The organism is Deinococcus peraridilitoris DSM 19664, assembly GCF_000317835.1.
GTDB classification, from domain to species: domain Bacteria; phylum Deinococcota; class Deinococci; order Deinococcales; family Deinococcaceae; genus Deinococcus_A; species Deinococcus_A peraridilitoris.
In genome coordinates this window covers 1240001-1259472 of record NC_019793.1, presented here as the reverse complement: position 1 = coordinate 1259472, position 19472 = coordinate 1240001, and the positions used below count along the sequence as shown (strand labels likewise).

Sequence of the window (19472 nt, the reverse complement as noted above, 5' to 3'; positions counted from 1 at the left end):
CCCTGATCCGCAGCGCTTCAGGGAACGAGCGTGACTTTCCCGGTCACGCGCCGCTCCAGCAGGGCACGCAGCGCTTCGGGAGCCTGCTCCAGCGTGTAGCGTTCGCTGATGACAGGTCTGATCGTGCCGTCACCCACCCAGCGCGCCAGCTGCGTCAGGTTGGCGACGTTGGCACGCGGATCGCGGCGGGCAAATTCGCCCCAGAACACCCCGACGAGCGAGGCGCCCTTGAGCAGCGGCAGGTTGAGGGGGAGGCGCGGAATCTCGCCGTTGGCAAAGCCCACCACCAGATAGCGTCCGCCCCAGGCGACGCTGCGAAAAGCGGCTTCGGTGTAATCGCCGCCCACCGGGTCGTACACGACGTTCGGACCCTGTCCGCCTGTGAGCTCCTTCAGGCGGGCCCGCAAATCCTCGGAAGCGTAGTTGATGGTTTCGTCTGCGCCGTGCTGACGGGTGAGCGCCAGCTTTTCCTCGCTGCTGGCCGCCGCGATGACGCGTGCTCCGAGCGCCTTGCCGATCATCACGGCGGCCAGGCCGACGCCCCCGGCCGCGCCCAGCACCAGCAGCGTTTCCCCCGCCTGCAGCTGTGCCCGGTTGACCAGCGCGTGATAGGACGTCCCGTAGGCCAGCGTCAGGCTGGCGGCGATGTCGAAACTGAACCCGGGCGGCAAGGGCGTGACCTGCGCAGCAGGCGCAAGCAGTTTCTCGGCAAATGCGCCGGTGCCCGTGAAGGTGGCCGCGTGGTCGCCCACTTTGAGGTGCCGGACACCCTCGCCGACGGCCGAGACGATTCCGGCGGCCTCGGCGCCCGGCGTGAAGGGCAGGGGTGGTTTGATCTGGTACTGACCTTGCACCATCAGGGCGTCCGGATAATTCACACCGGCAGCGTGCACGTCAAGAACCACCTCGCCGGGCCCGGGCGTGGGATCGGGAAGCTCGGCCACCCGCAACTGTTCGAGTGGCCCGAAGCGGTCCACGACCACGGCCTTCACGAGCGCTCTCCAGAAAACGACATTGGGAAGGGAAGCATTTCGGTGACCTTTCTGCCCGCGTCTGCAAGTCGGCATGACGTGCGGGCAAGCTGCATGAGAAGGTAGAACCTGCGGGACAGCAGACAAACTTTTGTTATACTCAGTTTAACCTTAATTGAACTTCATGGTCTCGGGTTCACGGCGGCCGTGGTTCACTCCTCAACGCCCTCTCACTTCGCGTACGTCCGGACCCTGTGATATGCCTGCAAAAACCGTCCACCTGATCACCTTGCCCCCTGTACCCCGCCCCTTTGCCGAGGAGCTGGCGAGCACACTGAACCGCATGACCTTGCGGGGTGTGGTGGTGCCGGGAACGGACGAGGTGCAGGCGCCGGAACTGGTGCTGGCGAACACCTCACGTGAAGACGCCGCGCGTCTGGCGGGGGATCTGAGCCGTGCCTGGCCCCGTGGCGTCGTCAATGTTCACTTTCGGGTCAATGCCCGCTGGGTATCGCTTTCGGAGGGCGCTCCCGTGTTGCCCTGGCAAACCGACCATGAAGCCGCACACCTCATCGAGGTTGCTGCCCGCGTCCGCACGGTGCTGCACGCTGTTGAAGCGTTTCCAGAGTGGTGGTCGGAGCTCTCGCCTCATCTGCAGGCCCAGGGGGATGAGACACAGATTGTGCTGCCAGTGGACACCCCACCGGAACGCGCAGGGCGGCTTACCGGCCTGCTGCAGGAATGGGTGGCGCCTGCCCGGCTGCTGCTGAACGTTCCCGGGTACTGGGGAGCAAACGGCAGCCGGCACCACGAGTTTGCCCGCTACCAGGACGGCAAGCTGCTGCCCTTCAAGACACATCTGCTGTGGGCTGACTGAGGCGGCAGGTATTCCTGTTGGCGCCGAAGCTGTTGGCCCCGAAATGGCCTGGGGACAAAGGAGCTGGAAAGTGAGACGCGCAGCTGCCGGGCCGGAAATGACCGCAGCGCGCTCCGGGCCATTGGCGTTAGGCTGATGCCTATGCCCGTGCCCATCGCCGGAGACCAAGGTTTTCTGAAACTGCTCAACCGCACGGCCATCGTGAACGTGGTGCGCGCTCACCCGGGCATCGCACGGGTAGAGATCGCCGCCCGCACCGGCCTGACCAAGATGACCGTGGGTGGCCTGGTGGGCGACCTCGTGCAGGAAGGCTGGCTGCGTGAAGGCGAGACGCACGCCCGCCAGGGAGCCGGGCGTCCGGCGCAGGCGCTGTACCCCAACGGCGCGGTGCATGCCCTGCTGGGTGTGGAGGTCGGCGTGGGCTACCTCAACCTGGTGGTCACCGACATCTGCGGTGGCGTGCTGCAACGTCACTTCAAGCCCTATCACCCCAGCACGCCAGAAAAAGCCGCCGAAGATGTAGCGCGCATGATCCGTCAGGTTCTGCAGGCCCACGCCCTGCAGGGCCGCACCCTGCAGGGTGTGGGCCTGGCCGTGCCGGGCCTGGTGAACAGCCAGCACAGCACCGTGAACGTGGCCCCCAACCTGGGCTGGCACGACGTGCCCTTTCTCGCGCTGGTGCGTCGCTCGCTTCCTGATCTCAGCGATGTGTGGGTGCTGGAGAACGAGGCGAACGCGGCCGCCATCGGTGAGTATGCCTTTCGCGCCGGGGAAAAGCCGGCCCTGCTGGTGCAGCTGATGCTGGGCCGCGGCGTCGGGTGTGGGGTCATGATCGACGGACGGATTCTGCGGGGGCCGCGCGGTTATGCGGGCGAGGTGGGCCATACGGTGCTGCGTCCTGACGGCCCACGCTGCCGCTGCGGCAATCATGGCTGCGCCGAGCTGTACGTGAGTGAGCGGGCCCTGTCGCTGGGCCTGACGGACAACGAGAGCGCCGAGCTGACCATCGAGGAAATCATTTCACGTGTGGAGCAGGGCGGGCGACCGGCGCTGGACACGGCCGGGCGGCACCTCGGGGTGCTGATGGCGAACTTGCTGTTCACCTTCAACCCCAGCCACCTGATCGTCGGCGGTCCGCTGTCCCTGTTGGGAGAGGCGCTGCTGGGTCCGGCGCTCCGGGAGCTGCACCGACGGGTGCCCGCCGACCTGACCGATCATGTGGACATCGCGCTATGCGAGCGCCGGGTGGACGCCAGCGCCATTGGAGCCGCCGCGGCAGCTCTGGAGGCGCGCCTGAATCCGGCGCCCACCCGGCGTGAGCCCGCTTCTGTCGCCCCTGCTGACCGTTCGGCCTGAGGACGGGTTTGACACCCAGGTCAGCGCCCGGTAAGTTTAGTAAGATCATCTGATTATTTGTGTTGGCCCACCGCCTGCTTTTTACTGCCCGTCTGCTGCGGGCGCCAGGAGTCGTCATGTACCAGCCCCAACCGTCGGATAAATTCACTTTTGGCCTCTGGACCGTGGGCGCCACCGGACGCGACCCGTTCGGCGAACCCACCCGCCCGCCCCTCAGCGCGCCCTACATCGTAGAAAAGCTCGCGCAGCTCGGCGCCTACGGCGTGAATCTGCACGACAACGACCTGGTGCCCATCGACGCGGGCGCGGGCGAGCGCGACCGCATCGTCCGCGAGTTTCAACAGACCCTGGGTGACCATGGCCTCGTGGTGCCCATGGCCACCACCAACCTGTTCACCGATCCGGCCTTCAAGGACGGTGCCTTTACCAGTGCCGACGCCCGCGTGCGCGCCTACGCGTTGCAAAAGACCATGCGCAGCATGGACCTCGGACATGAACTGGGCGCCCAGACCTATGTCTTCTGGGGTGGGCGCGAAGGCACCGAGGTCGACGCCAGTGGCAAGCTGCTCGACTCCATCGGGTGGTTTCGTGACAGCCTGAACTTTCTGGCGGAGTACAGCCAGTCTCAGGGATACGGTTACCGTTTTGCGCTGGAACCCAAGCCCAACGAGCCGCGCGGCGACATCTTCTTTCCCACCGCCGGCAGCATGCTGGGCTTTATCGCCACCCTCGACCAGAGTGAACTGTTCGGCGTCAACCCCGAATTCGCGCACGACACCATGGCCGGACTCAATTTCACGCACGCCGTCGCACAGATCATCGACGCTGGGAAGCTCTTCCACGTGGACCTCAACGACCAGAAGATGGGCCGCTTCGATCAGGATCTGCGCTTTGGCGCCGAGAACATCAAGAGTGCCTTTTTCCTGGTGAAGCTGCTCGAAGACAGCGGTTACGACGGTCCGCGTCACTTCGACGCGCACGCCCTGCGCACCGAGGACGAGGTCGGTGTGTGGGCGTTCGCCCGGGGCTGCATGCGTACCTACCTGATCCTCAAGGACAAGGCGCGGCAGTTTGATGAAGACCCCGAAATTCAGGCAGCCCTGCAGGCCTACCGGGTCGAGGACAAGGAACTGAGCGAGCTGACACGCGGCTTCACGCCCGAAAAAGCCCGGACCCTCAAGGAGCGCGCATTTGATCGCGTGGCCCTCGGTCAGCGTGGCCCGGGCCTAGAGCAGCTCGATCAGCTCACGGTCGAGCTGCTGCTCGGGGTTCGTGGAAACAGTGTGAGCAGTGAGGCGCACGCATGAGTGAAACGCCCGTTACGCTGGGCGTCGACCTCGGCACGAGCGGCGTCAAGGTGGTGGCGCTCGACGACGCCGGGCGCCTGGTCGCCGAAGCGGGCCGCAGCTATCCGCTGCTCACCCCCCGGCCGGGCTGGACCGAGCAGCGTCCACAGGACTGGGTGGCGGGCGCCCTGGAGGCGCTGCGAGAGCTGACAGGGAAGCTGGCGACCATGAACGCCCTTCCCGTCGCGCTCGGCCTGAGCGGGCAGATGCACGGGCTGGTGGCCCTCGACGCACACGGTGAGGTCGTGCGGCCCGCACCGCTCTGGAATGACCAGCGCACGGGGCAGGCTGTGGCCTGGATCGAGGAGCGCATTCCACGCGCCGACCTGATCGCCCGCACCGGCAACCGCGCCGTCACCGGCTTTCAGCTGCCCAAGCTGGTGTGGCTGCGTGAAACGGAAGGAGAAGCGTTCGCGCGCACCCGGCACGCCCTGCTGCCCAAGGATTACCTGGGCTACGTCCTGACCGGCGAGATGCGCAGCGAACCCTCCGACGCTTCGGGTGTGGGCGCCCTGAACCTTGCAAAAAGGGGCTGGGACGCAGACTTGCTGAGCGTCCTTGACCTCAATCGGGCGCTCTTTCCGGAAGTCGTGCCGTCCACGGCGGTGATCGGCACGCTCAGGGCAGAACTCACGGGCGCGACCGGTCTGCCCAAGGGTCTGCCGATCGTGGCGGGCGGCGGGGACAACGCCGCCGCCGCCGTTGCGCTTGGCCTCACCAGCCGCCGTCCCGAGGTGGGCAGCGTGAGCCTTGGAACGAGCGGCGTGGTGTTCGCGCCGCTCACCGCGCCCACCCCTGACCCCGAAGGGCGCGTGCACCTCTTCGCGCACGCGGACGGTGGCTATCACCTGCTGGGGGTCACTTTGGCCTGCGCGGGCGCTTTGCAGTGGCTGCGCGACAAGCTCGCTCCTGAAGTGGCCTTCGACACGCTGCTGGGCGAAGCGGCGGGCGTGCCGGACGGCGCGGACGGTGTGACCTTCCTGCCGTATCTGGCCGGCGAGCGCAGCCCCCTGATGGACCCGGACGTGCGGGGCGCCTGGACGGGCCTGTCGCTCGCCCACGGACGCGCGCACTTTACCCGCGCGCTGCTCGAGGGCACCGCCTGCGCCCTGGCAGACGCCTTTGAGGTCATGCGCCCGCTGTCGAGGGTATCGTCGCTGCTGGCCACGGGCGGCGGAGCGCGCAGCGACCTGTGGCTGGGGCTGGTGTCGGGCGCCCTGAGCGTGCAGGTGGCGCGCTCGGAAAGCGAACCGGGAGCTGCCGACGGTGCGGCCATCCTCGCCATGCCCGCCGCGGGCCTGCACGCCAATCTGGAAGCGGCAATGGAAGCCTTGTGCCCGCAGGGAACCCCGGTGGCCGCTGAACCGGCGACCGTGGCCCGGCGCCAGCATGCCGAGGCCCTCGCGCAGCTTTACCCGCAGCATGCTCCGGCCGGGCAGCCCGCGAGCTGAAGCAGCGTGGGAAGAAAAGGGGCGGGGATGATCCCTGGCCCTTTTGGTGTTGTCGTAAGCAGGTGTTCTGCAAACAGTTAGCAAACAGTCAATGGAGAAGGTGCGTTTTACGCGTGCTCTTCGCAGGTGGAGAAGTCGAAGTCGGCGGGCAGCTTCGCGCCGCTGATGCGCTGGCCGCCCAAGGCAGAAACACTCTGGTGAACCCCTGGCCACCACAGTGATCGTCCGAAAGGCGCCCGGCACCGAACGCCTGCCAGGCCTGCCCGTCTTGAGAAGGGGCGCATCGCGCGTCAGCAGGAGGAGAGATCAATTGATCGGCGTGTGGCGGGCCTGCCGAACCGGGCCAAGGCTCGAAACCCGTCGTGTGCTGGCGCCTCTGCTGCTCGAGCCTCTACACTGCAAGCAGGAAATCGCGTGTTTGCCTTCCTTCCCCGTTGGTTTTTACTGAGCGCGCGAGGCGTCGCGCGGGCGCCCGGTTTGGCGAGGTGCGGGCACCTTGCCGCTCCATGCTCGCTCCGTCGCGGCTCACGCCTGCGCCGTTCCTGGAGCAACCATGTCAGGTCCTGAGGTAACCCTCAGCGACCTCGCGCGTATGGCAGGCGTATCGGCCATGACGGTTTCACGCGTTCTCAACAACCGTCCCGGTGTGGGCGAGGAAACCCGTCAGCGCGTTCTCAAGCTCCTCAGCGGCTCGGGCTACACCCCCAACGTGAGCGCCCGCAGCCTTGCCGGAAACCGTACGGGCGGACGCACGCAGGTGCTGGGCATGGTGGTGCCTGACCTCAGCACGCAGTACATTGCCGAAATTGCGCGCGGCGCCGGAGAAGCTGCCGTGAAGCACCGCTACGACGTCATCCTGTATACCAGCACGAATGTTAAGAACGCCTATGAGCGCATTCACGCCATGACCAGGGGCATTGTTGATGGACTGCTGATGGTGCTTCCGCAGGTATCCGAGGAATACACCGAGCTGCTCGGGCGCACCCGCCTGCCAGTGGTCATCATCGACCACCGCGGTGGCATTGCCGAAACGCCCGCAGTCACGGTCGACAACTACACCGGTGCGCGCCTGGCTGTCGATCACCTCGTGGGCCTTGGGCACCGGCGTATTGGCTTCATCACCGGTCGGATGGACACCCGGGCCAGCCAGGAGCGACTGCGAGGCTACCGAGAAGGCCTGCTCGTGCATGGGCTCACCGTCGACGAAGCGCTGGTCCGCCCTGCCGACTTTCTGCGGCCCAGCGGCTTTCGCGCTGCGGGCGAGCTGCTGGAACTGAACGAGCCGCCCAGCGCGATCTTCGTCTCGAATGACGTGATGGCTTTCGGTGCCATGGACGCCATCAAGGACCACGGACTGCGCATCCCGGATGACATCTCGGTGATCGGTTTCGACGACATTCCCATGTCCGCCCAGGTGCACCCTCCATTGACCACGGTGCGTCAGCCGCTCTATGAAATGGGAGCGGCCGCGACCACCATGCTGATCACGCTGCTGACCGATGTCAGCCTTTCCACTGAGCGTCCCGAACTCAGCACCGAACTGATCGTACGTGCATCGACGGGCCACGCGTCTCACGCACGTGTGCCCAGGCGCGGAACGGGCAGGCGGCGTGCTTAGCCACGGTCTTGCGTGCACATGAGCGGACGACTCGCGTGAGGCCCACAAGGGCAAAATCAGCATGAAGTATGACATCCTGCCTTACGGTTGAGGGTCTTGGCAGTTCACCTATCCTGGTTCACCGAGGACTTTGTAGACCAGGGTGAGGGTGCCCACGGGCCCGGGCACCCAGAACGGTGGGTTCAGCGTCTGCTGCTGATCGCTTCCTGGCCGGTCAGATGCCGCGAGGCGTCCAGAGGTGCGTGACTTGCATTTCGGCTTTGCGCCGAGCGAAAGAAGGGCACTTTACTTGAAGGCCCCGGTCGTTTGCGCTGATGATGGTGTTGAGGGGCCTGCTTCCTCCGAGCAGACCGAGGAGGGCCGCGAGGGCCATCAGCAGGGCGAGGCCCCAGAGGACGCGCTGCACTGTCCAGGCACGCTGCTGGGTCCGGATGTCTTTCTCGATTCCCAGGTCGTCCACGCGGTGGACTTCGTCTTGCAGGATTCGAGGTGAAGGGCCGTTGACCGGCACGTGAGGAGGGTTCTCAGCCTGCGCCACTCGGAATGCCACCCACTCCTTGCCTGTTGGCTGTACCCCTGTATTCGAGGCTCCCGCAAGTGAAGTGAGCGCGCCGCCAGGATGAACGTCGTGCAGCCAGCGTGTCTAAGGACTCACCCAACAAGGATCGATGGAGGCTCTCAGCGCCGCGGAATAACCTCAGCCATGACCACTTCACTGCCGGGGAGGAACGAGTGAACACGCACACGCTGCTCAAAGGCATGCTGGCAGGTGCCGCAGGTGTCGCGGCCATGACGCTTGCCGAGAAGCTCGAACAACGCCTCACCCGAAGGCCGAACTCGTATGTGCCCGCGCACACCCTGGAAAAGCTTCTCGGGCTGCCGCACAAGCCCGACGAGGAGCGGCTGTGGCTGAACTGGGCGATGCACTGGGGACAGGGCATTCTGCTCGGCGCGGTGCGGGGCTTGATGGCTCAGGGCGGACTGCGCGGTCCGGTCGGCTCGTTCATGTACCTGAACCTGCGACTCCTGAACGATCAGACGCTGGAGAACGCCACCGGCGTCGGCGCTCCGCCCTGGACCTGGCCGGTCGACGAGCAGGTGGTCGACTTGCTGCACAAAACGATGTACGCCTTCGTGACCGGAATGGTCGCTGATCGGTTGATTCAAGGTCCGCCTGGCATTCCGGCGCCCAGCAAGCCCTGGGAAGAACGCTGAAGCCGGTCCTCACGGGCACCCGTAAGCTCAAAGGCACGTCGTTCCAGCGCCCGTCGGGTGCTTCACGCCCGCTCGTGAACTGGCTTTCTCGTCAGAACGTGGCGGATGTTCAAGGTGGAGGGCGTATGAAAAACAAAGCGCTCGAAGGACGGCACCTCGCCGTGCTCGCCGCCGACGGATTCGAACTCGTCGAACTGGTCGTTCCTGTCAAGGCGCTCAAGGCGGCCGGAGCGACGGTGGACGTCATCTCGCTTCGCAAGGGACGGATTCTCGGCATGAACTTGCACCAACCGGCAGGAAGGGTGCGAGTGACAAGAACACTGGATGAGGCTCAGGCGCGAGAATACGACGGTCTGCTGATTCCCGGTGGGTTCATCAACCCGGACTTGCTGCGGCAGTCAGAGCGCGCCCGGGCGTTCGTACGGGCGTTCGACCAGGCAGGCAAACCGATCGCCACGCTGTGCCACGGACCGTGGTTGCTGGCGTCGTCCGGCCTCCTGGAAGGAAGAACGTTGACATCATGGCCGGGCATCCGCGATGACCTGGTGCACGCGGGTGCGACGTGGCTGGACCAAGAGGTCGTGCGTGATGGGAACTGGGTGTCCAGTCGTGGTCCGCAGGACCTCACAGCGTTCGTTGCCGCTGCCCTCGACCATTTCAGGCACATGGACCGACGTTCAGTCGACGAAAAGCACCAGGACGTGTCGGATGCGCCGCGGAACGCACCTCCAGCCGTGACCCTGACCGCCATGAAGTGGTGGCCGCGCGGCTCGTTGCAGGTGATGCTGATCCTCGGGGCGCTCGGCACGGGATGGTGGGTGATGAAGAGGACTTCCTCACCAACGGATCTTTGACTTGGCCGGCGAAGGCGTGGAGGACGCCCTGCTCCGCGGGCCACCGAGCTTCAGGCTCCTGCAAACCTCATGCCCAGCAAGCCCAGGTCTTCTCCCCGGGAAATGACAACGCTGCACCAACCTCAACGCCAATGGTTCAGGGTGCCGCTGAGGCCAGCCCATCCTGCCCAGACGTCAGCAGGCGCGACAACCAGTTCAGCAAATCCCGGTCCACCTCCGCGCGGCATTCATCGAGACCGTGACCACAACCAGGATACAAGTGCACCTCCTTTGGGTCGCGCGCATGCTTGAACAGCAACCGTGAACAACGGTCCGGCAGAATTTCATCCGCGCTGCCATGCAGCAACAACAGCGCACGCGGGCTCAGATCACCTACGGCGTCCGTACCGTACGTTTGGCTGCTCAAGGCCGCAACTCCTACCACGGCTTCACTGTTCGCCCCGGCGGTGATGACCACTGCTCCTCCGAACGAATGACCCACCAACACCAGCCGGGAGCAGCCGAGCCCTTCCAAGTACGCTGCGCCGAGCAGCGTGTCAAGAGTGCAGTGAAGCAGGTCATTCGGACGGCGGTAATCCACGCGGAGTGATGTGAGGCCCGCTGAAGTCAGCTGCTGCGCGAGGCGCGGGTACAGGCCTCGCGCCGGGCCGCTGAGCCCTCCCCCTGCACCGCCCACCCAGACGATCCCAGCGTCCCCGGCGTTTTCAGGGCGGTGCAGCCGTGCGTGGATTTCACCCTGGTTGGTGCGGAGCAGGACAGTTTGCGAGGGCCCCTCGAAGGAACCCAGCTCCACTTCGAGCAGGCTAATCGTGAATGGTTCTTCGTGAGGCACAGCACACCTTCCATTTTCTTCTCGCCGGGTGGCATTCCAGGGCGGTCCCTGCCATCTGGTGAGACGCTTCGTACCGCACAACGTACATCTTGGTCGGGTCAGCAGTGTGTCGGCATGTCGAGGCTCTTCACTGTCACCTTTTACGCGGTTCAGCGTGCTGCGTTGGAATTGCGTTGAACGAACCTTGCCTGAATGAAGCGTCTGCCCAGCCAGGCGTCCTTATCAACGTATTCACCTCAGGTCTAAATACTCCCAGTTCAATTTTAGGTGCTCTTCTTCAGACCGAACCCGACCAGAGGAAGCAGGAGCAGCGTCCAGAGGCGGCTCAGGACGCGTCCTCAGCGCGGGCAGAAGACGGCCTATTTCCCGCTGAAATTGGAGATCCGCAGCGAAGCCGAAGGCTGGTCGAGGGACGCGGCTACGGCCAACCCGCTGGATCGAGGGGCGACGCCGGAATCGGAAATGCAAGCGGAAGATACGTACATGGGCTTGCCTTGACCTGCATGATTTGATCCTCCCCGCTGATGATTGTCCCGCGACAACCACGAAGACAACGGGTCCGAAACCAGAAATTGGTGATGAAGGATCGACCAACTGCGGTTCATTGAGCCCGGTAGAAATTTGCTGATCCACCCCCTAGCCTGACCGCATCAAAAACTGATCGAACAGGGAGGAAGCATGCAAGACGAAGTCCACCACGTCGAGGGTCTGGAGATCGAGGAAGACATCCGGACCCAGCAGCGTGTCTGGACAGTGCAGCGCGTCCTCTGGGGCCTCGCCCTGCTGATGGCCCTCGCGGCCCTGCTCGGTCTGTTCGGAGGAAGCGGTCCCCTCAATTCCGCGATCATCGATGGTGCTGACGCGAACATCCAGGTGAAGTACCCGCGCTTCGGGCGGCTCGACGCTGAAATGCCCATCCGTGTCACCCTGCAACCCCGGCCTGGTCAGGACGAGGCGCGCGTGTGGATCAGCCGCGAGTACCTCGACGCCGTGGACCTCGAAACCATCCGGCCCGAGCCGAGCGCGCAGGAGAGCCGTGCGGACGGGGTGACGTACGTCTTCGACTGGCCGGATGCGGACCAGCCGACGACCGTCACGTTCTTCGTGCAGCCCGTTCGGTGGGGACGCGTCACAGGACGTGTCGGGCTGCCCGAGGAGACGACACTCGACGTGAGCCACCTTGTGTACCCCTGACGTCAGACTCAGAAAGGAAGTCCAGCGTGGAATCCGTTATTCGAGCTGTGGTGGTGTACGTGGCCTTGATGATCATGTTCAACGTGGCGGGCAAGCGGTCGATGTCCGAGACGAACACCTTCGACTTCGTGGTGCTGCTGATCATCAGTGAGGCGGTGCAGAACGCCCTGATCGGGGAGGACCTGTCATTGACGAACGCCCTGCTGATCGTAATGACACTGCTGGGCCTGATGGTCGGCATGTCGGTGTGGCGGTACCGGTCGTCGAAGCTGGAGAAGCTGCTCAGTGGTGGGCCCCTGATCCTCGTGCGCGACGGGAACCTGATGGAAGACCGCATGCGGATGGCTCGGGTGGATCTACCGGACATCCTGCTGGCGGCGCGGAGCAGCCAGGGGCTGGAGCGGCTGGAGCAGATCAAGTACGCGGTGTTGGAGGAAGGCGGCAGCATTTCCATCATCGCCAAACAGACGGAAGAATCGTAAATCGCCTGCGAAGTGGCTTGAGCAACGTCGACTGGCTGGCGTGGTTTCGGCGGTTGAAGACGCGGTACGAGGGGCACGCAGAGCTGCATCTGGCGGCCAGAGTCGCTCGCCATGCCGCGAGCCCATTCAGAAGTTTGTGTGCGGGGGGAGGGGGACGCATCCTGAAGAAAGGAAGTGTCCATGTCCCAAGACGATGCCTTTTTCGACCCCCAACTGCTCGACCAGCTACTCGATGGTCACCGCACAGCCGAAGGCTTCAACGGTTTACTGAAGCAGCTCAGCAAAGGCCTGCTCGAACGCGCGCTGGAAGCTGAACTCACGCACCATCTCGGGCACGAACGCGGCGGGAAAGTGGCGAACGAAGCTCGGAACGTGCGAAACGGCAAGTCCAAGAAGACCATCCAGGCGGAGTTCGGCCAGATGGAGCTCGCGGTACCGCGCGACCGGCACAGCGAGTTCGAGCCGCAGATTCTGCCCAAACACCAACGACGATTCGAGGGCCTCGACGAGAAGATCCTGTCCCTCTACGCGCACGGCATGACCACCCGCGACATCCAAAGCCAACTCCAGACCCTCTACGGGGTGGACGTCAGCCCAGCCTTGATCAGCGAAGGAACGGACGCAGTACTGGACGAAGTGCAGGCCTGGCGCTCCCGGCCGCTGGAAGCGGTGTACCCGATCGTGTCCCTCGACTGCCTGCACGTCCGGATTCGCAAGGATGGACTGGTGGCGCCACGAGCGGTATACACGGCTGTGGGCATCACCCTGGAAGGCAACAAGGACGTCCTGGGCTTGTGGGTGTCAGACACCGAAGGCGCCAAGTTCTGGGCGAGGGGTGTCGCTTCGCGCGCCCCGTTGGGCTCAGTGTGCTGACAGAACTGAAGAACCGCGGGGTGCAGGACATGTTGATCGCCTGCGTGGATGGCCTCAAGGGGTTCCCGGAAGCCATCGAAGCGGTTTTCCCAAAAACCCAGGTGCAGTTGTGCATCGTGCACCTGGTGCGCCATTCGTTGGGCTTTGTGAACTGGAAAGAACACAAAGCAGTCGCGGCCGATCTCAAACGATCTATGCCGCCTCGACCGTTGAGCAGGCCGAGCGCGCCCTCGTCGCGTTCCGAGAGAAGCACGATGCCAAATACCCGGCGGTTGGGGCAACGTGGCAGCGCCACTGGGCCAGGGTCACGCCGTTCTTTGCGTTTCCGCCGGAGATCAGGAAGGTGGTGTACACAACCAATGCGATTGAAATAGTCGAAACGCAATTGACAAAACGGAACCCTCGGGCGGTCCCGCGAGGTCGGCACCGCATACCGAATCTCAACATGCTCTTCCTCCACGATCACTCGGTCCACCAGCAACTCGACCAGCAGGCGCTTCCGGTCAAAATCAGCATGCTCCAACCCTTCGCGCACTGACGCGCAGAACCCTTCCAGCGAGTCCGTCAATTGTGCCAATTCCTGTCGCTGCGCGACTTGCACCTGCACCAGGCGCTGCTGAATCTCGATCTGCTCGCGTTTGCGGTCCAGTTCCATCCGCGCTCGTTCGAACTCGCCCAACTCGATCACCCTGGCCAGGTAAGCCTCCAGCAGGCGTTGCCGTTGGCCCTCAAGTCCTGACAATGCCGCACGCAAGTTCGCTTGCCTGGCTTGTAGCTCCTGCGGCAACCAGGCCCCACCGTGTCGCCGTTCCAGTGCCAGTTCGATCAAGTCTGGCTGCTTGAGTACTGCGCATAAATCCGCCCAGACGATCTCGTCCAATTGCTGGGCAGGCGTGTAGCGAGCGGTACAGATTTCCACACCGTTGCCTGCGGCGCGCAGGTAGTTGGTTTTCAGGCTGCACGCATAGTATGACTGGCCTGATTTGGTCGTCCGGCCTGGGCAGGAACACCGGCAGCGCCCACAGCTGACCAAGCCCCGCAGCAGGTAGGGGTGTTTGGTGTTGTTCCGCCTGGATCGTTGCTGATTCAGCGACAACTTACTCTGCACGCGATCAAACACCTCCTGCTCGACGATGGCCGGCACGGCAATAGGTACCCATTCTTCACGGGGCCGCTGACGGTGGCTCTGACCGGACTTTCCAACTGGCTTGAACGGCGACTTCCGTGAGCGTGCCGGGATGGCTTCCCAGCGATTGCCATAGGTGGTGCCGGTGTACACGGGATTGCACAGCACTTGCCGGACGGTGGACGGAACCCATAAGGCTTTGCCTTTCGGACTTTGAATGTTCGCGTGTTTGAGACGAGCAATGATCGCCAGGAAGGTGGCGCCTTCTTCAAGGTACCAGTCGTAGAGCTGCTGTACGAGTTCGGCTTCCGCCGGTTCCAGGCGCACGCCCGCAGGGTCGCGTGGGCAAGCAGGATCAACGCGGTAGCCAAAAGGAGGCTGGGTCCAGGGCAGTAACACGCCTGCTTTGAGTTTGGCAAGGCGACCGCGCCGCATCCGATCAGCAATGAGGCTGCGTTCGTACTCTGACACGGCACCACGAATCTGAAGGAGCAGTTGGTCATGCGGGTCCTGGCTCATGGGTCGTTCGATGAACTCTACGGTGCATCCACGCTTCTCGAACTCTTCGAGGAGCAGCATCTGATGGACGTACTTTCGTGCCAGGCGATCAGGAGCCGTGATGAGCACGAGGTCCACGTCGTGCTGTGTGACGCGGTCACGTAACCGATCGAGGCCAGGGCGGTTGAGGCGGGCGCCGCTCAGTCCATCGTCACGGAAGATGTGGTCGGCGTCGACATGGTGGCCGCGCTCGTTCGCTGTGTTCTGAAGGCGTTCGAGTTGCTGTTCAATGGTCTGCGTCTGGACTTGGCGGCTGCTTGACACTCGGGCGTACAGGGCTACTCGCATCATTGACCTCCCGTTGGGGAGGCTGGGTTGCCCACTGCGTCAGGAACTGATAGGCCCGGTCGAGTTTCCGCAGGTCGGGGTGCTCGACAATGGTCCGTTGGATCTGGATGGGCTGCTTGATCGACGCTTGGCGTGGCATAACCACCTCCTTGTGTCGATCTTCTTCTTGCCGGCTGCCAGGCGCGCAACTTGAGGCGGGCAGGCCGAACAAAACAGAAAATGTCGTTTGTAATCAGGCCATCGAGTCCTTGAATTTTCAGCTGCGCAAGGTCACCAAGACCAGGGGGTCGTTCCCGAATGAGGAAGCCGCCTTGAAGGTGTTGTACCTGGCGATCTTGCGGGCCACTGAGCGCTGGACGAGACCCTTGAACGACTGGCGCTCAGCGCTGAATACCTTTACGATTCTGTTTGACGGACGCGTGCCCCTGCGTGCTTGAGCACTACCCCCCGCACACAAACTTCTGTACGTGCCCGACTACCCTACCTCAAACCGATCCCGTGACCTGGGCTGACCAGATTACGGGTTTCATTTCGATGCTTAAAGACCTCGTCACTCCAATTGGCGTGGGTGTTGCTGTGTACGCGCTGATCTACAACAACCGCCAGGCCGGCTTCCGCGATCGCCGAAAGGAATTGCGCTCTGTCATTGACGGCATCGTAAAGTCCATCCAGGAGATCGAATCGAACGGCCTGAAGTTCCACACGGCTGCATCGTACGATGCAGCCGTAGCAGACGGGATACTGCGCAGCTTTACCCGGATGAGCGCCAGCGTACAGCGCCTCGAGCTCTACAAGGCGTACACTCCGGTGCTGGATGCCATCAACGCCTTCAAGCAGGCTTTGACACTCAACAATTTTGACCCCTCATCATTTGCAACCCAGCTTCACAGCAGTGATATTCCCAAGGAAATTTTTGCCACTGCCCAGGACTTGATCGAATTGATTGAGCAGCGCTACACCGACATTTACCCACTGTAGGTGCTGCCTACTCTCTGCCTGAACCACAGCCTCAGGACTTGGGTAAGCAATTCACCACGTTACAAGCCCAGCAGGAAGTGGTTATTGATGACGGCGAAAGTACGCGACGCATTTGACAGGAGGGCGAATGGGCACTGGATAAACCCTACTGTAATATTCCGCTATGAAAACGCTCGTAACGCACAACAAGCTGGTCGCTGACCTCAAGGCGTTAGGTCTTCAGGCTGACAGCATCGTGATGGTTCATTGCAAACTTTCCGCCCTGGGTTGGGTGCTGGGCGGTGAACAAACGGTCAACGATGCGCTGCGTGAAGTCGTCGGTCCCAACGGAACGCTGGTGATGCCCACTCAAAGCTGGCAGCTCTGCGACCCAGCCTATCTCAACGATCCTAGTGTTCCCAGGGAGTGTTGGGACGACGTACGCGCCTCGCTGCCTGTTTATCATCCGGCTTGCACACCCACCCGGACGATGGGCGCCGTCGCTGAACTCTTTCGCACACTGCCGGGCACGCTGAGAAGTAATCACCCACATCGCTCCATTGCCGCGCAAGGCCCGGTAGCCTTCCAGGTCGTCGCCCAGCACGAACTCACCAATCCATGCGGTGAAGCTACGCCACTTGGTGTGCTGTACGAACTCGACGCGGCCGTCTTGCTGCTCGGCGTCAGTTATGACAAGTGCACGGCCCTGCACCTGGCTGAGGATCGTGCGGACTCACCGGGCAAGCATCTGGTGAGGAATGGCGCGGCGTTGATGGTCGATGGTCGTCGGGAATGGGTGGAGTGGCGTGAACCTTGGCCGTCCGACGAAGATTTCGAAGCGGTCGGTGCGGCTTTTGCGGCTACAGGCCAGGAGCGCCGGGGGTCGGTCGGGTTGGCGGAGTCGAGGCTGTTTTCGTTCCGCGCCCTGGTTGACTTCGCGACGAACTGGTTTCCGCACTATCGCGATGAAGCAACATTCTCGCAAGACACCGCCGCATCTGGCTGACGCTCTGACCGCTGTCTGCCAAATTCGCACCCACGCCATTTCTCAAGGTGCACTCGGGGCACTGGTGAATCGCCGCTGTCAGAGTGCTGTGGTACTCCAGTTCGGCGTTGGCTCGCAATTTTTCGCAGCCTCCACAGCCATGAGCGTCACCCAATTCCGCCGTTATCAATAAAACCCGTCACTGAGATTCGCCGCACTCAATAAACACCCCGCACCTCCGCCACTGGCACGATCACACCGCCTACCTCCACGCCGATCACCTCGAACACCACCAGCGGGTCAGGGTCATTCAGGGTGCGGCGCAGCTGCTCAGCGGTATACATCTACCACGCGAAAGCAAAGCCCTGCTGACGGACATGCAAACGCAGCGGGAACCCCAGGTCATCCAGTGAAATTCTGTCCATTGTGTACACTCCTTGAGTGCTGGACCCGCTGATTCTGACCCTCACTTATAAGACGTTCCTGACCATGCTGGTGGTCATGGACCCGGTGGGTCTGGCACCTGTGTTTCTGGCGCTGGCCGGCTCGCGTCCGGCCTTCGAGCGTCGCGCGATTGCCCTGAAGGCCGTGGTGGTGGCGGGTATCATCATTCTGCTCTTCGGTCTGACAGGTCGTTCGCTGCTTGAACACCTGGGCATCAGCCTGGACGCGTTCCGTATTGCCGGCGGAGTTCTGCTGTTCCTGATCGCGCTCGACATGGTGTTTGCCCGGCAGAGCGGCTCGAAGGAAACGCCCGCCGAGGAAAAAGAAGCGCAGGAACGCGAGGACATCAGCGTATTTCCCATTGCCATTCCGCTTATCGCCGGTCCTGGGACGCTCGCAAGCGTGATGATTCTGGTGGGGGACGCGCACGGTAATCCGGCGCTGGTGCTGGCCGTCATGCTGGTGACGTTCGTGGTGTTGGCCCTGTGTTACCTCGCGTTGCGTCTGGCCGGCCAGATCGGGCGCCTGGTGGGAGTGACCGGAGTGAACGTCGTGACGCGCGTGCTGGGCGTACTGCTCGGGGCGCTGGCCGTGCAGTACATCGCCGATGGCATCCGTGGTTTTGTGGGTGCTGGCGTGTAGTCTGCTGGGGATAGGGATGGTGGACAAGCAAAGCTCTAGGTTCTATGGCCTAAAAACCAAACTCACAAACAGTCTGGTGACCTCACGCGCGATAAAATGACTTGGTGGAAGCTCATTCCGGGTCAATGCAGGACGCGGCGCAGAAACTCAATGCGCCGCGCGTTCTGGTGCTCAACGCTTCGTATGAGCCCTTGCACATCGCGTCGGCGAAGCGCGCCATTACCCTGATTCAGTATGGTGTGGCGGAAGTGCTGGAGGACAGCGATGACGTGGTGCGTTCGCCCAGTACGGTGATGCGGATTCCCAGCGTGATCCGCCTGCGGAGGTACGTGCGGCGGCCCCGCACTCACCCGATTCCCTTTAACCGGCGCAACGTGTTGCGCCGCGACTTTTATACCTGCCAGTACTGTGGTGCGCGCCAGGAACTCACCATCGACCATGTCACGCCCCGCTCGCGCGGTGGGCGTCACGTCTGGGAGAACGTCGTGGTGGCCTGCCGTGAGTGCAACCAGCGCAAGGGCAACCGTACGCCCGAAGAAGCCGGGTACGCCTTGCGCAGCAAGCCCCGCGCACCGACGTTCGGTCTCTACATCGCCGGGCATTTTTCCGAATGGCACGACAGCTGGCGCAAGTATCTCTACAGCTGAAGGGCCCTGGGAAGGGTTCTGAGGACGGTCATGACGACCGTCCTTTTGGTTGGAGTTTGTGTGGTCGAGCTCACTGCAGCCCAGGCCACCGACTTCCATCAACAGGACGAAGCGCCCTGTGTTTTTGCTGAGCGCTCTTTACACTGAGCAGCATGGCTTTTCCCGATCTGCACGAGTTTATAGCGCGTCTGGAGCAGCACGGTGAACTGGTGCGCGTCAGCACGCCCGTCGACCGCGCCCTGGAAATCACCGAAATTGCCGACCGGCTCGTCAAGCGTGGTGGCCCGGCGGTGCTGTTCGAGAACGTCAAGGGCAGTTCCTTTCCGCTGGCCATCGGCCTGCTGGGAACACGTGAGCGCATGGCGCTGGCACTGGGAGTAAAAGACCTCGATGACCTGGGAGCGAAAGTGCGCGCCCTCATGGACCTCAAAATGGGCAGCGGCCTGGGCGGCCTGATGTCCAACCTGCCGAAATTACGCGAGGTGGCGAGCCTGCCGCCACGTCGGGTTCGCCGGGCACCGGTGCAGGAGGTAGTGTGGCGTGGCGACGAGGTGGACCTCTCCAAACTGCCGGTGCTGCACTGCTGGCCGCAGGACGGGGGGCCCTTTATTACCCTGCCGCTGGTGATCACGCGCGATCCCCTGACGGGCGAGAAGAACATGGGCATGTACCGCATGCAGGTGATGGGACCCCGCGAAACCGGCATGCACTGGCAACGTCACAAGACCGGCGCGCGCCACCTGGAAAACGCGGCGA

Annotated in this window: 20 protein-coding genes and 2 pseudogenes (1 of these 22 cut by a window edge); 17 read left to right on the top strand and 5 right to left on the bottom strand. The window is 63.2% G+C overall.

The window, feature by feature from the left end; all coding sequences use genetic code 11:
- Window positions 1-17 precede the first annotated feature (17 nt).
- Complete coding sequence (locus tag DEIPE_RS06060) at window positions 18-992, bottom strand: NADPH:quinone oxidoreductase family protein (RefSeq protein ID WP_015235098.1); 975 nt, start codon at window positions 990-992, stop codon at window positions 18-20.
- Between the two features lie 238 nt (window positions 993-1230).
- Between DEIPE_RS06060 and DEIPE_RS06055 the strand changes: the two genes are divergently transcribed.
- From DEIPE_RS06055 to DEIPE_RS06035, 5 genes are all read left to right on the top strand, one after another.
- Window positions 1231-1848, top strand: coding sequence for a hypothetical protein (locus tag DEIPE_RS06055; RefSeq protein WP_015235097.1), 618 nt, complete (start codon window positions 1231-1233; stop codon window positions 1846-1848).
- Between the two features lie 141 nt (window positions 1849-1989).
- Window positions 1990-3204, top strand: a complete 1215-nt coding sequence (locus tag DEIPE_RS06050) for an ROK family transcriptional regulator (RefSeq protein WP_015235096.1) — start codon at window positions 1990-1992, stop codon at window positions 3202-3204.
- Between the two features lie 116 nt (window positions 3205-3320).
- Window positions 3321-4511: a xylose isomerase gene (gene xylA, locus DEIPE_RS06045; RefSeq protein WP_015235095.1), complete on the top strand. Its 1191-nt coding sequence runs from the start codon at window positions 3321-3323 to the stop codon at window positions 4509-4511.
- Entirely contained in the window at window positions 4508-6001 is a 1494-nt protein-coding gene (gene xylB, locus DEIPE_RS06040) for a xylulokinase (RefSeq protein WP_015235094.1), read from the top strand. The genes xylA and xylB overlap by 4 nt, the downstream gene beginning before the upstream one ends.
- Window positions 6002-6554: 553 nt before the next feature.
- Window positions 6555-7619 carry a LacI family DNA-binding transcriptional regulator gene (locus tag DEIPE_RS06035; RefSeq protein WP_015235093.1) on the top strand — a complete coding sequence of 355 codons (1065 nt, stop codon included), beginning with the start codon at window positions 6555-6557 and terminating at the stop codon, window positions 7617-7619.
- Window positions 7620-7833: 214 nt separating this feature from the next.
- On the opposite strand, the gene DEIPE_RS06030 is transcribed toward DEIPE_RS06035, so the two are convergent.
- Window positions 7834-8130: a hypothetical protein gene (locus tag DEIPE_RS06030; RefSeq protein ID WP_157448783.1), complete on the bottom strand. Its 297-nt coding sequence runs from the start codon at window positions 8128-8130 to the stop codon at window positions 7834-7836.
- A gap of 221 nt (window positions 8131-8351) precedes the next feature.
- On the opposite strand from DEIPE_RS06030, the gene DEIPE_RS06025 reads away from it, so the two are divergent.
- Together DEIPE_RS06025 and DEIPE_RS06020 are read left to right on the top strand one after the other, a co-directional pair.
- Window positions 8352-8834, top strand: a complete 483-nt coding sequence (locus DEIPE_RS06025) for a hypothetical protein (RefSeq protein WP_015235091.1) — start codon at window positions 8352-8354, stop codon at window positions 8832-8834.
- A 125-nt stretch (window positions 8835-8959) separates the two neighbouring features.
- Window positions 8960-9688 (top strand): type 1 glutamine amidotransferase domain-containing protein, encoded by a 729-nt coding sequence (locus DEIPE_RS06020; protein ID WP_015235090.1) that lies wholly within the window; start codon window positions 8960-8962, stop codon window positions 9686-9688.
- 136 nt (window positions 9689-9824) lie between these two features.
- Here the strand turns inward: DEIPE_RS06020 and DEIPE_RS06015 are convergent, their stop codons facing one another.
- Complete coding sequence (locus DEIPE_RS06015) at window positions 9825-10520, bottom strand: alpha/beta hydrolase (protein ID WP_015235089.1); 696 nt, start codon at window positions 10518-10520, stop codon at window positions 9825-9827.
- Window positions 10521-11198: 678 nt separating this feature from the next.
- Between DEIPE_RS06015 and DEIPE_RS06010 the strand changes: the two genes are divergently transcribed.
- The 4 genes and pseudogenes from DEIPE_RS06010 to DEIPE_RS24840 all read left to right on the top strand — a co-directional run bounded on the left by DEIPE_RS06010 (window position 11199) and on the right by DEIPE_RS24840 (window position 13808).
- Complete coding sequence (locus tag DEIPE_RS06010; RefSeq protein ID WP_015235088.1) at window positions 11199-11714, top strand: hypothetical protein; 516 nt, start codon at window positions 11199-11201, stop codon at window positions 11712-11714.
- Window positions 11715-11740: 26 nt separating this feature from the next.
- Entirely contained in the window at window positions 11741-12196 is a 456-nt protein-coding gene (locus DEIPE_RS06005; RefSeq protein ID WP_015235087.1) for a DUF421 domain-containing protein, read from the top strand.
- Window positions 12197-12376: 180 nt separating this feature from the next.
- Window positions 12377-13607, top strand: a pseudogene (locus DEIPE_RS24845) (IS256 family transposase).
- Between the two features lie 30 nt (window positions 13608-13637).
- Window positions 13638-13808 carry a hypothetical protein gene (locus DEIPE_RS24840; protein ID WP_245557596.1) on the top strand — a complete coding sequence of 57 codons (171 nt, stop codon included), beginning with the start codon at window positions 13638-13640 and terminating at the stop codon, window positions 13806-13808.
- A 174-nt stretch (window positions 13809-13982) separates the two neighbouring features.
- Here DEIPE_RS24840 and DEIPE_RS24835 read toward each other — a convergent pair.
- Window positions 13983-15041 (bottom strand): annotated as a pseudogene (locus DEIPE_RS24835) (recombinase family protein); the annotation flags it as partial.
- A gap of 116 nt (window positions 15042-15157) precedes the next feature.
- Between DEIPE_RS24835 and DEIPE_RS24830 the strand changes: the two are divergent.
- The 3 genes from DEIPE_RS24830 to DEIPE_RS05980 all read left to right on the top strand — a co-directional run bounded on the left by DEIPE_RS24830 (window position 15158) and on the right by DEIPE_RS05980 (window position 17004).
- Complete coding sequence (locus DEIPE_RS24830; RefSeq protein ID WP_157448782.1) at window positions 15158-15478, top strand: transposase; 321 nt, start codon at window positions 15158-15160, stop codon at window positions 15476-15478.
- A gap of 61 nt (window positions 15479-15539) precedes the next feature.
- Window positions 15540-16019, top strand: a complete 480-nt coding sequence (locus DEIPE_RS05985; protein WP_041230724.1) for a hypothetical protein — start codon at window positions 15540-15542, stop codon at window positions 16017-16019.
- A 163-nt stretch (window positions 16020-16182) separates the two neighbouring features.
- Window positions 16183-17004 (top strand): AAC(3) family N-acetyltransferase, encoded by an 822-nt coding sequence (locus DEIPE_RS05980; protein WP_015235085.1) that lies wholly within the window; start codon window positions 16183-16185, stop codon window positions 17002-17004.
- Window positions 17005-17201: 197 nt separating this feature from the next.
- On the opposite strand, the gene DEIPE_RS25245 is transcribed toward DEIPE_RS05980, so the two are convergent.
- Window positions 17202-17327, bottom strand: coding sequence for a hypothetical protein (locus DEIPE_RS25245; RefSeq protein WP_015235084.1), 126 nt, complete (start codon window positions 17325-17327; stop codon window positions 17202-17204).
- A gap of 145 nt (window positions 17328-17472) precedes the next feature.
- Here DEIPE_RS25245 and DEIPE_RS05975 point away from each other — a divergent pair, with 145 nt between their 5' ends.
- From DEIPE_RS05975 to DEIPE_RS05965, 3 genes are all read left to right on the top strand, one after another.
- Window positions 17473-18069, top strand: coding sequence for a MarC family protein (locus DEIPE_RS05975; RefSeq protein WP_052326770.1), 597 nt, complete (start codon window positions 17473-17475; stop codon window positions 18067-18069).
- Between the two features lie 125 nt (window positions 18070-18194).
- The gene (locus tag DEIPE_RS05970) at window positions 18195-18716 is read left to right on the top strand and encodes an HNH endonuclease (RefSeq protein ID WP_015235082.1); all 522 of its coding nucleotides are present in this window, start codon (window positions 18195-18197) and stop codon (window positions 18714-18716) included.
- A 152-nt stretch (window positions 18717-18868) separates the two neighbouring features.
- A protein-coding gene (locus DEIPE_RS05965) for a menaquinone biosynthesis decarboxylase (RefSeq protein ID WP_015235081.1) crosses the window boundary here: on the top strand, window positions 18869-19472 show its 5' end (the start). 1247 nt of this gene lie beyond the right edge of the window; only the first 604 of its 1851 coding nucleotides appear in the window; its start codon is at window positions 18869-18871; its stop codon lies beyond the right edge, outside the window.

What these genes read in the sequence shown, in the direction of transcription:
- DEIPE_RS05980 (WP_015235085.1), top strand. Translation starts at nt 16,183, where the DNA reads ATGAAAACGCTCGTAACGCACAACAAGCTGGTCGCTGACCTCAAGGCG.
- DEIPE_RS05970 (WP_015235082.1), top strand. Translation starts at nt 18,195, where the DNA reads ATGCAGGACGCGGCGCAGAAACTCAATGCGCCGCGCGTTCTGGTGCTC.
- DEIPE_RS06010 (WP_015235088.1), top strand. Translation starts at nt 11,199, where the DNA reads ATGCAAGACGAAGTCCACCACGTCGAGGGTCTGGAGATCGAGGAAGAC.
- DEIPE_RS06055 (WP_015235097.1), top strand. Translation starts at nt 1,231, where the DNA reads ATGCCTGCAAAAACCGTCCACCTGATCACCTTGCCCCCTGTACCCCGC.
- DEIPE_RS05975 (WP_052326770.1), top strand. Translation starts at nt 17,473, where the DNA reads ATGCTGGTGGTCATGGACCCGGTGGGTCTGGCACCTGTGTTTCTGGCG.
- DEIPE_RS06020 (WP_015235090.1), top strand. Translation starts at nt 8,960, where the DNA reads ATGAAAAACAAAGCGCTCGAAGGACGGCACCTCGCCGTGCTCGCCGCC.
- xylA (WP_015235095.1), top strand. Translation starts at nt 3,321, where the DNA reads ATGTACCAGCCCCAACCGTCGGATAAATTCACTTTTGGCCTCTGGACC.
- DEIPE_RS25245 (WP_015235084.1), bottom strand. Translation starts at nt 17,327, where the DNA reads ATGTATACCGCTGAGCAGCTGCGCCGCACCCTGAATGACCCTGACCCG.
- DEIPE_RS06050 (WP_015235096.1), top strand. Translation starts at nt 1,990, where the DNA reads ATGCCCGTGCCCATCGCCGGAGACCAAGGTTTTCTGAAACTGCTCAAC.
- DEIPE_RS06035 (WP_015235093.1), top strand. Translation starts at nt 6,555, where the DNA reads ATGTCAGGTCCTGAGGTAACCCTCAGCGACCTCGCGCGTATGGCAGGC.
- xylB (WP_015235094.1), top strand. Translation starts at nt 4,508, where the DNA reads ATGAGTGAAACGCCCGTTACGCTGGGCGTCGACCTCGGCACGAGCGGC.